Origin of the sequence: Streptomyces sp. Edi2, from assembly GCF_040253635.1 — a bacterium.
In the GTDB taxonomy this organism is placed as follows: Bacteria; Actinomycetota; Actinomycetes; order Streptomycetales; family Streptomycetaceae; genus Streptomyces.
On sequence record NZ_JBEJGX010000001.1, the window covers coordinates 280414 to 292903 of the forward strand.

A 12490-nucleotide genomic window follows, 5' to 3' on the forward strand; every position below is an offset into this window, starting at 1 on the left:
CCCGGCGCCGGCGGGCCGTTCTGGGCCCTGCCGGGGCCAGGTAGCGCCAGGCGCTACCTACGGGCGGGCCAGCAGGGCGGCGCGGACGACACCGTCGATACCCTCGCCCATTTCGCGCTGCGCCGCGTGCCTGACCTCGGTCTCAGGAGAGGGCGAGCCGTCGGTGGGGAAGTCGGTATAGGTGAGGGGCTGCTGTACGTACGCGATCTCGCTGCGCACTGCCCGCAGCGCCGCGCGGAGCTGGTCCGGAGTGGCGGTCTCGATGAGAGTGTCGAACTGCTGCGGGTCGCTTTGGATGCTCATGGGGCCTCCGTTGTGGGGATGTGAGGGTCGGGCGGGGCGGTTCTGATAGGGACCGCCAGGGGCGTCAGACGACGCGCATGCCGACCAGGCGGGGGCTGGTGTCGCGGTAGCCGCACCACTCGTCGGCGCAGTCGCGGCACTGGACCGGGCAGCCGCACTCGTCACGGTCCAGGACATGCCACCCGGCGTCCTGGGCGTCGTGGTCGCCGTCTCCGTCGTCGAAGTACGGGGAGGGCTTGTCGCACTGGTCGCAGGTGATCCGCTCGTACTCCGTCACGTCCAGCGAATGGACGGGGGCCGGAAGCGGGGCGGTGGTCTCGGCGATCAGCACGGTCAAGGCGCGACTCCCTGGAGTTGGTGGCGGTGTGACCGGAGAGGCCAGCGCCGCCCCGATAGTCATTAGTTTACTCGCAAGTGCGCGCTCAAGTCAAATATTAAGCGTCGAACATGCGGAAGCGGCTGCTGCTGGTGTGGCAAGGGTGAGGCATTCCGCGCCCCTTGGGCGTCAGTCGTCTGCATGCTCGGCGGTGGCCCTACGGCTCGGGGCGGGCGCTAGCGGAGGGGGTACCCCCATGCGACCGGCGCCCCGCTTGCGACAGCGCGGCGCCGGGTTCCTATCTGGACTCACCTCAGCTGGCGAGGTAGGCCAGGCAGTCGTGCGTCCCTTCCAGGCACTGGATGACATCGGCCAGGGGCCAGATCGATGCGATGAAGTACAGGCCATCGAACTTGCTGTCCTGGGCGACGAGGGAAGTTCGCGAGAGGGCGCGGCGGACGATGCGCGTGTGCCCGTGCTCCCGCTGGCGCCAGGCGATCGCCAACCGGTCGAAGCGCCGGGACGCAGAGGCCCGTTCGGTCGCGTCACGCTCGACGAGCGCCTGGTGAGCCTTCGTTAGAAGCTCGACTGCCGCCGCCACTCGCTCGGGGTCGAGCGAACCGGGGCCGCTGACGTGGGCGTAGGCCGTGCGGAGGTCGGCGGCGATGTTCGCGGAGTCCGTGTTCATTGGCTAGCCCCTCGGTGTATCTGGATCGGCGGCCGTTCCGCTGTCCCGGTAGCCATTAATTTACTCGTATGTGCGCGATGATGTCAAACATTAAGCGTCGCACTCATTTGGCTCTTCTCGGGTTGAGTCGCTTAAGTCGCTGCGCATTGCCCGTTGGGCCGCCTGTTGCATGACAGGGGGCTTGAATGCCGAAGGGGCGCTGAGACGGCCTCGGTGGCTGCCTCAACGCCCCTTCGGGGGAGTTCACCGCTTGGCGCGGCGCTTAATGGTGCGCTCGTAGTCCGCGAAGCGGGCCTTGGCGATCACGGAGCGGTCTGAGGTGCGCAGGACGATGCCCTCGGGGCGTCCTCCGGCACCATCATCGAGGGCGACGCGCGTGGTGGGCAGGTGGCCGCGCAGGAAGGCGAGCATCCCGTCGATGTCACGCGGGAGGGTATTTGCTTCCGCAGTCGCCAGGCGCGGCGTCATCTCGACGCCCTCCGTCTTGGCCAGCCGGGCGAGTTCGTCCTCGGCGAGGTACCGCTGGCCGCTGTTCTCCCGCCACGAGGATATGGAGGCGAGCGGCTGGTCCAGGACGTTCAGCGGGATCTCGGCGACGTCGAAGAGGCGGTGGCCGATCGTCAGGTCGCCGGTGTACTGGCGGCTCGCGCTTCCGACCTTGCCGCCGTACACCTCCAAGTAGTGCACGCGGATGCCGGCGCCGGGCGGGGTGATGCGGTCGGCCAAGGAGCGCAGGGAGTCGACGATGCCGAGCTTGGGGTTGAGGATCAGGTCGCCGCGTGCGTGGAGCAGTTCCTCGCGGCTTCCCAGAATGTAGCTGCCATCCGGGAAGCTGATGATGCGGGCGTTCGTGCCGTCGACCTTCTCGGTCAGATGGACGTCGCCGGTGAACGCGGTGACCTCGTCGAGCAAGTTGCCGTTCTTCGGGTCCAGTTCGTGGTACGTGAAGATCGGCGGGTACTTGGTCGCCGAATTGAGGGCGGCGAGGTCGAGAGTGCGGATGTCAATCACAAGCGCTCCCAGGGGTTGTTCGGTAATCCCCGGCTGCTGATTGCAGTGCCGGCGGCGGTGGGATTCCCCACCAACAAGAAGGAATTTACTCTCAAGTGCGCCAATATGTCAAATCTGAAGCGCCTCCACCTTGGGGCGCCTCGTGACGTTCACCTGCTGACGGGGCGTGACTGGGCGTCGTGCTGCGCCCCGGATTCGGCGCGACCGAGTCGGCCTCCGGCCCAGGCTGCGCCCGTCGATGCCGACTGCTGCCCAGGTGTGCGCTGCAATGCCGTCGCCTGGTCGCGTTCGGAAGTCGCCCGGGGGTCTCCGGGAAGTCTGTTCGGGCGTCGCGGAGTCCAAGGTGTGGTCGCGTTGGCTGGATGCTCGATGGCTGCCGTGTCGTGGCCGCTATTGGGTGCGCGAACGCGTGTGGGCTGGGGCTGGCGGTTGGGGACGGGGTGCACTTTCCCGGCCATTCATGTGATATCTTAAGCGTCACAGCTTCGTGCGAGTGGTGTCGCGGAACGTCGCGACGCACAGCGAGAAACCAGACGATCGCTGCGGCCGCCAATGCCGCTCGACGAAGCCCACCTCGATGCAGGTCCGCTGCCCAGAACCCACAGATGGGTCGACGGACATCGCCACGCTTGCCCGCTATCGCGCACCTTTCCACCATTGCTGAACACATAGGAGCTGCCTTGACCGAAGCCGCCCGAGCCCACTGCGCCCACTGCCTCATGCCGATCAAGCCGACCCGCGCTGGTTTAGCCCCTGTCCACGATTTCCCGTACGCCGCATCCAACTACGGTCAGTGCAAGGGATCAGGGAAGGCGACCCTCGCAGGCCCCGGTATCCCGCCGGCTGCATGGGGTGCAGAGCCAGGCTGCACGTATGTCGAACTCGGCGTTCTCCCCTCGCCGGTACCTCACGTCCATCGGGACGGCTGGACCATCACCATCACCGGCGTCCGCTTCACGCACGGATTCCACTGTTCGAAGTGTCGGAAGGTTGTCTACCTCGCCACCGAAGGCGGCACCATCCAAATTGGATTCGATCCCCGAGGTCGTCCGTTCGAGAAGCTCCGCCCCGGAGGCCGCGCCACCTACAACGGCCCGTGCCCGAACGGTTGCGGCGAGCAGATGGTCATTGGTACCGGCTGGTCCGACGCTCACTCGGCGAGGCCCGTCGCAGACGGATGGACCGTGCAGTACCGAGAGTGGGAGCGGCTACGTCGTGACCTCGGCGTCACCACCCCACACATGACCCGTAGTGACCTCGCGCGCCTCACGCGACGACGCTGACGGCTGTGCGGCCCAAGGGTGCACATCACTAGACGTGTACTGCGCCACCAAGGGCCCCTGCTCGATCATCCGCGAACTCCGTGCTGGCGTCCGCCCGTCCGTCTACCGCGCCTGACCGCGATCCGACTCCGGGGCCGTCAGGCCCCGGGCGTTCAGCGGTACCGCCTGTCCGCTCTTCCAATCCGTACACCGCGCCGCCCACTGCGGGTCGGCCAAGAATCCGGGGGCTGGCCCGGGTTCGTGAAGAAGAAGGAGATCGTCATGGCTAACCGCCGTGCGAACAACATGAACAACGGCCACCCCGACCACATGATCGTCAGGTGATGGCGGTGACACAGGAGAGGAGCCGTCTGCTGGCCGCGGTGAAGCGGCCGATCGCACTGGCTGCCGCGGTCACCGTGTGGCACGCGGACGTGATGGTCGCGTGGGTGGCCGGGGTGCTGTTCAGCATCGTCGCGTACGGCGTGCTGATGGTGCCGCTGTGGATGGCGGCCGCCATGGCGCTCGTGGTCGGCCTCGGGGTGTGGATCGCTGCAGGGCCGCTGTGCTGGGGGCCGACGTCGAACTGGTCGGTCCGGATCCGGCGGTGGGGCGCACCGGACACGGTGTACTCGCCGCCGCCCCCGATGGATCACCTGGCCACGCTCCTGGCGGCGAAGCCGGTGTATCCGGCGCCGGAACGGAAGTCACGGTCCACCGAGCCCCGTCCACTGGCGGCGTACGAGCTGGTGGGCCGGGAGCCCTGCTGGCGGTGCGGCGAACCCCCGGTGGAGGGCACGCACGCCTGGGACGACCGCGGCGACTTCCAGCTGCTGTCCAACCACACCTTCAAGTGCGGCAACGGACACGGCTGGACGAACAGCACCGACGGCGGCTGACGGCTCCCCGTGCTGCCCCAACCCCTCGCCGGGCTGGGGCAGCGCGGAGGCCCGGCCAGCCTGGCCTGCACCGCCCGCCTCCGGACAAGGACCTTCCTCATCTAGGAGGCGTTGGTTCGTCGCGCCGTGCGGAACTACCGCAGGCTGAAGGGAGGGCGAATGCTGGCTATCACTATCGCTGCTGGATTCGTTGCCGGGTATGTGGCGTGCTGGAATGGGCTGCCCGGCTACCTTCACAACCGATACGTCGCGCTTGTGATGGCGGCCGGTCGCATCGGGGACCGTGCCCGGTCAACGGGACAGTCCGGATTTATGTGGTGGTGTCTCGCCGCGCCGCTGCTGTTTGTCGACATCGTCGTCCTTCATCCCCGCAAGGGAGGTATGCGTCTGTGGCGCGAGATTCTGATGGCTTTCCGCCAGCCCCCTGCTGAGTGATCACGGACCGTACCGAGGAACGAGACCGGTCTCTTCGGCATCTTCACCGCCCTCGCGCTCATCGCTTCGATCGCAGCTTGGTTCGCCGCTCCGCGCGAGGCGTACGCCTTCGCGTCGGCCAAGGACGGTACTCGGCCCGCTGGAAGATGCCAGGCGCCCAGCTCCCGGCCCGACGAGCCCGGGGCGTGCGCCTGGAGGTGATCTGGGCCGGGCCCGGCCCCCGACCCGACTCCAGAGCCCGTTCCGGGACACGCACGCTCCACCCCCACCACCAGAAACGAATCGAGGACTATGAACATCGCTGAAGTCAAAACTCACCGGGCTTACCGCCATGTCGACGGCCGGAGCCGATGGGTCAAGGTGACCCGCATCTGGACGGATGACGACGGAACGCGCGTGGCGTTCGACATTTTCGGCAGGGACAGGCGCGGGCGACCCGTGACGATGCGCAGCGCGCTGCGCATCGACAATTTCGCGAAGCTGTACGGCCCGACGTAGCACGCACCCTCGCGCCCTGCATAGTCGTCGTGCCAGACCAATCCACCTCGTTCGTACGCCCGTGCATACCGCCCTTGGGCGCGCCGCTGACTGGACGGGAGACCGGGCCTGCGGATGGGTCCACACCCTCCTTGGCCCTATCGACCCGGCGGGGCTGCCGGCACACCTGCCGCGGTGGGGCTCACTCCCCATAGCTGACCCACCGCCGCACCTGGCCGATCCCCGGTAGGTCTGCTGCGGTGTTTCTGAATGCACCGGCGGGGCTGGCCTGGGCCTGATCGCGGGGCCGACCACACAGGGGGCAGCGCGCCGCACTTAGTGTCCCCCTGCCACCGGGGCCCGGCTGTCGCCGCTCTTGCGGTGCGACGATCGCTCGTCGCGCAGGCAGGAGTCGATGTCGTAGGGAGCATGCCGCCGGTGAACTGTTCGTGGCTCTGCCCGGCGGACAAGTTCAGCATGTCGCTCGCCCACTTGATGACTTCGTCAGGACGACCCGAGAGAGGCCAGGGGGAGCAGATGACGGTAGACGTTCCGAAGGCGTGGGCGCCGGATGTCGTGACACCAGAGCACTTGCGGGCGCTCACCACGCTGGGCGAGAGTTCCGTTCTCGTCGCCGACCGTGCGGGCATGCCGACCGTGGTCACACCTGACGCCGCGTTTGACGCTTGCTTCGCGGGGAGAAGCGGCTGCTTGCCACCAGCGCCGACCTCCTCGACCTCGACGCCGGCCTGCGCGTCTCCTGGCGGGCCGGGCGCCTGACGGGGCCCGTGGTCGACGTCTGCACCGCCGAGGCCGCCGCTTTCAACGCCGCTGAGCGGAGCCGCGCGTGAGCACCCGCAGTTTTCGGCACGAGTCGTACGACCTTGACATCAGCCGCCGCCGGCAGGCGGGAAAGGCCAACGTCTCGGCTCGCCTGGGTAGCTCCCGTGTACCGGCTGACCGACCTCGCGATCAGGCGCTCCGCCGCAGTGTTGGAGCCAATCACGGCCAGGGGAGTGGACGTGGTCTCGGAGTTGCTCGGCTTGATTCCTCAGGCAGACCCGCGCGGTTGGGTGTCACCAGCGAGAGGACCCCCGGGCACATCCAGCGACGGGACTGGTGCCGGGGTGACGGTGCCCGGATCTCCCTCGCGGATCTTCCCGCAGGACTTGAGCGTGCCCACGTCGCCCACGATGTGGGCCTCGATCTCCTCTCCCCCGTCGTCGGGCAGGATGGACACCGCCACGACCTTGGACCTGCTCAGGCGTTCGCCGACGACCACGCCGCGTCGCTCGTTGCCGCTGTCCGGGCAGGTCCAGGCGACCCATGAGGGGGTGCGGAACGGTGCGGGACGCGGCTGCGGGATGGCGTCCTTGGAGAGTTCGTGGCGGAGTTCCTCCAGCAGGCTTGGACCGGCCTTGATCTTGTTGAGGTAGACGACGTTGCCACGTTGGTTGACGGCCCGGCGGAACCGGTCTTCGGTGATCACGTGGCGGCGGGTGCGGGGCAGACCGCCGATCCACTCATCGCGCACCGCTTCGAAGTCGGATCCGGTAAGCAGCACGCGCGTGCAATAGCAGCCATGACGCAGGCGGATGCGGTGGTCCTCGATGTGCCAGCGCATGGGGACTCCGGAGGTCTCCAGCCGCGCGTACGCCCACCTTTTCAGCCGGACGGTGGCCCGGTTCATGGCCTCCTGAAAGCGGTGGCTTTGGGTGTAGTTGAACGGGTCGCCGGGCTTGGGCACGGAGGTAATCCACTGGGCGGCGCGGATGGCGTGCCGGTCCCAGTCGCCTTCGAAGGCTTCGGTCCAGCTGGCGTTGTGGATGGTCTCCGGCCGTTCGGTGACGGTGCCGTCCTCGGTGATCCAGGCAGATAGGACCAGTACCTTCACGGGTGTGCGGGCGAGCTCGTAGAAGACGCCGCTGCGGTCGAACTGGGAGGTGATCTGGATGCGGTCCGAGTCGGCGGCGAGGCTGATGTAAGCCTGCCAGGCGGGATCGTCGTACTTGGCCCATGCCTCGGACGGGTCAACCTTGGTCCACACACGGCCGGCAGGGGCGGTGTCGCGGCGCCGGCAGACAGTGAACTTCTCCCGGAGTTCGGGGATGCGGGCGGAGTCGCGGTCGATGGGGTTCCAGTTCCAGGTGTTCAGAGTGGCTTCCTTTAAGGCGGCGCGGTCGGCCGCGGTCGGTCGACGGGCACGGCGGGCAGAGGGGCAAGACCGCGTCGAAGCCTTGTCGGCGACGAGGCAGAAGGCGCGGGCAGTGTCGCGGGTGCACTTGACGGGCAGCGTGGCCAGTCGGCGAGAGAGGCGGCCAGATGCCGCAGGTGGTGGCCGGAGGGTTGCAGCCGCTATGTCGGTCGGCCCCGCCGTTCACCGGCCACTTGGTGCGCACTCAGAGGTCGTTAAGTCCGTTTCTGGTAGCGGCCTCGTCCGGGTTGGGTGAGGAAGCCTTGGCGGGTGAGGCGGGCGAGGCGGCTGCGGGTGATGTTGACGGATGCCTCGTCGGTGGGCATGTGGAGGAGTTCGTGCAGCTCGCGAGCTCGGAACTGCTGGCGGGGGTGCTGGTTGAAGGCGTTCACGATGGCCTGGTATGTGGCGTTCGGCTCGGGTGGATCGGGTTCGGCTCCCGCTGGTGTGACCTCCGTGATGATCTTTCGGGTGGTGGCCAGATCTGTGAGTCGCGCTTCGCTCTCGGCCAGGGCCGCGGTGAGGTGCTCGATCTGGCTGCGTAGTTCTGCGGCCCGGGCGGTGGCCTCTTCCTGCTGGGCCTGAAGGTCGGCCAGGAGTTCGGAGACGTTCACACGGCCAGCCCGGGGGTGTCGCGCCAGGTGGGAGTGGGCGCAGTGAGGCGGCGGGCCATGTTCGCGGTGGAGGCCCAGTAGACGCGGGAGGCGGAGGCGTCGAGCCGGTGGTCGTACTCACGGGCCAGGCGCCGGTGCAGCATCAAGGTGCCGTTCGTCTGCTCGACCACCCAGCGCTTCGGCTGCGGGACGAATCCTTTGTCCTGGTCAGCGGGGTTGCGGCGGACGACCTCGACGTCGATGTCCAACAGGGCGCCGTGGATGATGACGTCGTCCTTGAAGCCCTGGTCCACCAGGGCCTTCTCCAGACGGTTTCCGCACCGCTCGGCCGCCTGGTCGAGCAGTGCGGTGCCGGCGGTGTTGTCGTGCGCGGAGGCGGCAAGGACAACGACGCCGATGATCAGCCCCAGAACATCGACGGCCAGTCCCCGCTTGCGTCCCGACACCTTCTTGTTCGCATCCAGCCCCGTCGTGGTCCTCGGGACACCCGCTGCGGCACGGACGGACTGGGTGTCGATGACCACCAGGGACGGGTCCTCTAATCGGCGGGCCTTCTCCCGCACCTGGCAGCGAAGGAGTTCCTGGATCCGCTGGTCCAGCCCGTCCCCACGCCACAGGTCGAAGTAGTAGAACACCGCCGACCAGGCCGGGAAGTCATGTGGCAGGAGGCGCCACTGACAGCCCGTCCGGTTCTGATAGAAGATAGCGTTCACGACCTCCCTCAGGTCGCAGGACCCGGGATCTCCGGTCGCCGACCGCGCCACCCTGTCCTGCTTCCAGGCCGTGATCATCGGCTCGATCAACGCCCACTGCTCGTCCGATAAGTCGCTGAGGTACGGCTCTCTCTTCACCCCCCGCATCTCAACATGGACATGCCCACCAGATGGCCCGTGCCGCGATCAGTACCACGATCGAGCGATCACAAACCGAGGAATATCGGACTTAACGCCCTCTCAACGGCCGCGATGGGGTGGGTTGCGTAGGGCTCGCGCTGAATTTCCGCGCCTTCCTCATCGAGCATCCAGGTGATCCGGTGCGGGTTGTCCCACAGCGAGGAGACATCCAACAGACGCTCCTCGTTCGCGGTGACGGTCCACACCTCTGCCTCAGTCCACTCCCCGCCGTCGTATGCCGGGCGTTCCTTCGGGCCGACGCCTGCGACCACAGCAGTCGCGGTGCCGTCGCCGTTGGAGCGCAACCAGGAGTAGGCGAGACAGTTCTCGAAGCCGGAGCCGGGGTGCCAGGTCGGAGCGTCCGCGAAGGCGTCGTCCGGGAAGAGCAGGAGCACGCCCGCCATCCCCACCCCGTATGCGGTGGAGTCGGGGGTCAGGGTCTTGTTGACGGCGCGTTCGATGTGGCGGCGAAGGCTGCGCTGCATGTTGGCTCCTTGGGTTCGCGGCCGGGGCTCCCCTCGACTCTGAAATTAATTTACTCCCTTCTGCGCCATTGAGTCAAATCTAATGCGTCGCCCGCTTCAGAAGTTGCGGCCGGTGAGGCTTCGGGCGTGGCGGAGCGGCCGCGGTCCCGCGTGTGATGATCAGGCGCCCGCAATGGCTGTCGGGTCCCGGGGCTCCCGATGTGCGGCGTAACTCGTGAGCGCCCGGCGGGGTCGGCGTCTGCTCCAGGTTTCATGGCCCGCCGACCGTCGCTTGCGGTGCGTCGAGGCCGGCCCTACTGCCGAGAGTTCGCTGCCGAGCCGCGCCACTCGGCCGGCTCCAAGTCGAGTCAAGGATGGCCGGTTCTACGCACGCCACGGCCCGCAGTCTCGGGCCTGCGGAGCCGCCGCTGCCAGCTCATCGGCCAGAACGTGCCGAACGGGCTGATGCCATCAGCCTTCCTGGCCGGTCCGCTGCGTCTGTCTCACGCTGCCACACCGACCCCGTGGCTACCTTCTGACCGCAGAACTGGCTACCCGCTCTCTGCTGCTGTTTTCCCGGGACAGTTGGGGGGCTGCTGCTTGAACCCTGTGGTCCGCTGCTGTTCGGGAGTGCTACGTGTGCTGCTCAGTGTGGACGCTGCCCTTCGAGCGCAGTGCTGCCTGCTGCCGAACCGTCCTGCTGCGTTACCGTGCTGCTCCTCATCGCTCTTGGTGTCCCCACAAGCCCGCTGACGCCGGCCACCGTGAAGTTCAGGTCACACCTCGCGAGGCCGTGGGGCAGAAGGTTGGATACCCGTGAGCGGGAGGCACTGCGTTTGTGGGTGGCCGGGGTACCTCGACGGCGTTCGATGCCTCGCAGCCTCCCCCAATGAGTGCTCCCGCCGCCCCTGACCGGAGCTGAGATTGAGGTGCAACGCAGGGTGCCGGCTCCACAACGTAGAAGCGCAACACTGAGCTGTGTTGCGGTCTGACCTGTACGAACCCCCGTCGAGGACGTTCCACCGACGCGTGTTGCAGGTGCGTGGCCCAGCTCTGGCAAGCCGAGGGTGGCGGCGCCTGTACCGCCGACTGCATTCGTCCCGGGTGCCGACGGGAGCTGCGCAGAGCGCCCGCATGGGCCGACGTCCCGTACCTGGTTCCGCACGGTGGGCGCCGGCGCTGCGGCCGACTGCATCAGGCCACGGTGCGCGGCTCACTCCAGCCAGGCTCCTGCATGCGCTGCTGCCCTTGGCGCGGTGCGGACGTCTGGCCAGGGGATCGGCTTAACTGCTGCCGTCGGCCATCTGGAACGGCACTGCCTTCGGCGCTACCGCTACGGTGTGGCCGGGCCGTGCGGGCGCGCTGCTGCTGTTCACGTGCCTGCGACGTTCTGCTACAACGCCCGTGCGCCGTCTGCTGCTCTGGGCTTGTGCTGCCGTATGCCGGTTGATCTCGAGCGGTGCTGACCGTAGGAGGTGACCGAAGCTGCCGATCGTGGGATGGCGGTCGGGTTCCCCTACGGACGTTGGCGCGCTGCTCGGCCCGGATCGCAAGGCGCTCAGGTGGGAGGAGATTTCAGACGGTGGTCGGAGCACTGGAGGAAATGCGTCGGCACCTGCCGCCGACTTGGTGCAGCCCGTCGACCGCGGTGCAGCGGTGGCGCGGGTTGTTCAGTCGGAGTGTGCTGAGCGTGAGTTATCCGCCTTCTCCGAAGACTAGATCGCGGCGCTGTGCGGAGCCGTGTAGGGAGGCTGCGGGTTCACCTGGCCCAGAGGCCGTCCAACGGTGGCGGACGCCAACACCAAGAGGAGCGGCGGCGCCCCTGCTTGCGCTGGCTGGGTGCGCGTGCCAGGGGACGCTGCCACTTCGATCACGCGAACCGACTGGGCCCGACTTTGTGGCAATCACTCGAGATTCACTGCCACAGGCAGCGGCTTCGCTCTGTCCATCGGACTGCACATTGCCCATGGCCCCACGGCCACAACACAGCCAGTCCGCGGGTGCAACTCAGGATGCAACAGGCCACTGCGTTGCGCTCCTGACCTGTGTAAATGGCGCCGATCAGAGCCCGTTAGAGGTATTGCACGTCGCGTTGCACCAAGCGCGCGGTGAAAACACTGTGCGCTCCCGTGCCCGGCACCGAAAGCTGGCCATGGCCTTTCGGAGGCGCGCGGCTGCGGTTGCACGGGCATCAGCCGACACAAATTACGACGCCTAAGATTTGACGCGAGCGCGCGAACTAGAGTAAATTAATGCTTGTTGTCGACGCCTTGCCACCGAGTCCCAGGAGTCCTCATGAAGACCTACATCTTCGGCATCATCGCCGTCCTCGCACTGATCGCCTCGGCCGCAGCATGGTTCGTGGGTCCGTGTGAGCTGTACACCTTCGCACCGGCCAGCAAGACTCCGGCCCGATGCATGATGAAGTAGCCGTTGGCAGGGCCGGTACGCACTCCGGCCCTGCGGCCTCGCGCCACGCCGGTGCCGCACTTCTCCGACCTGTCTGTGGTGCTCGGGGCAATGTCCCGAGCACGTCCCAGGTAGAGGTCTCGGAGCGCGTCCGCGCCCTGATCGAGGTTGAAGCGTAGGACTCTCCGTGCTGCTGTTGCGCCGATTTGGTGCGCAGAGGGGGTGGCTCGTTGGCGGGGCGTAATCACCGAACTCACATCGGCTCCCCGAGGTCTGACGCCTCGGGGAGCTGCCGGACGCTGGGCGGGCTGTCGCGCGTAGGCGGGCTGCCGCTCAGCGACGCTCGCCCTCGCCAAGGGATAACTGCATCACCTCTGACCCCGTCACGCCGGCACTGGAGGTTTTCATCGATTACAAGTACGTCCGCGTCAGCGTATTCGGCATCGGCCAGGCTGACCTGCGCACCGTAACCCTGCTCACCGAGGAGGACATCCAGAGTGCGTACGGAGAACAGCCTGTGTACAT

The 12490-nt window shown here is 67.3% G+C and carries 13 protein-coding genes; 5 read left to right on the top strand and 8 right to left on the bottom strand.

Annotation, left to right across the window (positions count from 1 at the left end; translation table 11 throughout):
* Positions 1 to 57: 57 nt before the first annotated feature.
* The 4 genes from ABR737_RS01475 to ABR737_RS01490 all read right to left on the bottom strand — a co-directional run bounded on the left by ABR737_RS01475 (position 58) and on the right by ABR737_RS01490 (position 2318).
* On the bottom strand, positions 58 to 303 hold the full coding sequence (locus ABR737_RS01475) for a hypothetical protein (RefSeq protein WP_350248329.1): 246 nt from the start codon (positions 301 to 303) through the stop codon (positions 58 to 60).
* 64 nt (positions 304 to 367) lie between these two features.
* A complete protein-coding gene (locus tag ABR737_RS01480) occupies positions 368 to 634 on the bottom strand; it encodes a hypothetical protein (RefSeq protein WP_350248384.1) in 267 nt (88 codons plus the stop codon).
* Between the two features lie 298 nt (positions 635 to 932).
* Entirely contained in the window at positions 933 to 1307 is a 375-nt protein-coding gene (locus tag ABR737_RS01485; protein WP_350248330.1) for a hypothetical protein, read from the bottom strand.
* A gap of 243 nt (positions 1308 to 1550) precedes the next feature.
* Positions 1551 to 2318, bottom strand: coding sequence for an RNA ligase family protein (locus tag ABR737_RS01490; RefSeq protein ID WP_350248331.1), 768 nt, complete (start codon positions 2316 to 2318; stop codon positions 1551 to 1553).
* 1606 nt (positions 2319 to 3924) lie between these two features.
* Between ABR737_RS01490 and ABR737_RS01495 the strand changes: the two genes are divergently transcribed.
* The 4 genes from ABR737_RS01495 to ABR737_RS01510 all read left to right on the top strand — a co-directional run bounded on the left by ABR737_RS01495 (position 3925) and on the right by ABR737_RS01510 (position 6242).
* Positions 3925 to 4479 (top strand): hypothetical protein, encoded by a 555-nt coding sequence (locus ABR737_RS01495; protein ID WP_350248332.1) that lies wholly within the window; start codon positions 3925 to 3927, stop codon positions 4477 to 4479.
* A gap of 159 nt (positions 4480 to 4638) precedes the next feature.
* Positions 4639 to 4914, top strand: a complete 276-nt coding sequence (locus tag ABR737_RS01500) for a hypothetical protein (RefSeq protein WP_350248333.1) — start codon at positions 4639 to 4641, stop codon at positions 4912 to 4914.
* A gap of 291 nt (positions 4915 to 5205) precedes the next feature.
* Positions 5206 to 5412, top strand: a complete 207-nt coding sequence (locus ABR737_RS01505) for a hypothetical protein (RefSeq protein ID WP_350248334.1) — start codon at positions 5206 to 5208, stop codon at positions 5410 to 5412.
* A gap of 665 nt (positions 5413 to 6077) precedes the next feature.
* A complete protein-coding gene (locus tag ABR737_RS01510) occupies positions 6078 to 6242 on the top strand; it encodes a hypothetical protein (RefSeq protein WP_350248335.1) in 165 nt (54 codons plus the stop codon).
* A 200-nt stretch (positions 6243 to 6442) separates the two neighbouring features.
* Here the strand turns inward: ABR737_RS01510 and ABR737_RS01515 are convergent, their stop codons facing one another.
* The 4 genes from ABR737_RS01515 to ABR737_RS01530 form a co-directional block, all read right to left on the bottom strand.
* A complete protein-coding gene (locus ABR737_RS01515; protein WP_350248336.1) occupies positions 6443 to 7438 on the bottom strand; it encodes a hypothetical protein in 996 nt (331 codons plus the stop codon).
* Between the two features lie 362 nt (positions 7439 to 7800).
* Positions 7801 to 8199 carry a hypothetical protein gene (locus ABR737_RS01520; RefSeq protein WP_350248337.1) on the bottom strand — a complete coding sequence of 133 codons (399 nt, stop codon included), beginning with the start codon at positions 8197 to 8199 and terminating at the stop codon, positions 7801 to 7803.
* On the bottom strand, positions 8196 to 9059 hold the full coding sequence (locus ABR737_RS01525; RefSeq protein WP_350248338.1) for an IS5 family transposase: 864 nt from the start codon (positions 9057 to 9059) through the stop codon (positions 8196 to 8198). The genes ABR737_RS01520 and ABR737_RS01525 overlap by 4 nt, the downstream gene beginning before the upstream one ends.
* Before the next feature lie 59 nt (positions 9060 to 9118).
* The gene (locus ABR737_RS01530; protein WP_350248339.1) at positions 9119 to 9577 is read right to left on the bottom strand and encodes a hypothetical protein; all 459 of its coding nucleotides are present in this window, start codon (positions 9575 to 9577) and stop codon (positions 9119 to 9121) included.
* 2274 nt (positions 9578 to 11851) lie between these two features.
* Here ABR737_RS01530 and ABR737_RS01535 point away from each other — a divergent pair.
* Positions 11852 to 11986, top strand: coding sequence for a hypothetical protein (locus ABR737_RS01535; protein WP_350248340.1), 135 nt, complete (start codon positions 11852 to 11854; stop codon positions 11984 to 11986).
* The last annotated feature ends 504 nt before the right edge of the window (positions 11987 to 12490 follow it).

Excerpts from the sequence above, each read along its gene's own strand:
- ABR737_RS01475 (WP_350248329.1), bottom strand. The coding sequence starts at position 303 with ATGAGCATCCAAAGCGACCCGCAGCAGTTCGACACTCTCATCGAGACC.
- ABR737_RS01485 (WP_350248330.1), bottom strand. The coding sequence starts at position 1,307 with ATGAACACGGACTCCGCGAACATCGCCGCCGACCTCCGCACGGCCTAC.
- ABR737_RS01495 (WP_350248332.1), top strand. The coding sequence starts at position 3,925 with ATGGCGGTGACACAGGAGAGGAGCCGTCTGCTGGCCGCGGTGAAGCGG.
- ABR737_RS01500 (WP_350248333.1), top strand. The coding sequence starts at position 4,639 with ATGCTGGCTATCACTATCGCTGCTGGATTCGTTGCCGGGTATGTGGCG.
- ABR737_RS01505 (WP_350248334.1), top strand. The coding sequence starts at position 5,206 with ATGAACATCGCTGAAGTCAAAACTCACCGGGCTTACCGCCATGTCGAC.
- ABR737_RS01525 (WP_350248338.1), bottom strand. The coding sequence starts at position 9,059 with ATGCGGGGGGTGAAGAGAGAGCCGTACCTCAGCGACTTATCGGACGAG.
- ABR737_RS01530 (WP_350248339.1), bottom strand. The coding sequence starts at position 9,577 with ATGCAGCGCAGCCTTCGCCGCCACATCGAACGCGCCGTCAACAAGACC.
- ABR737_RS01535 (WP_350248340.1), top strand. The coding sequence starts at position 11,852 with ATGAAGACCTACATCTTCGGCATCATCGCCGTCCTCGCACTGATCGCC.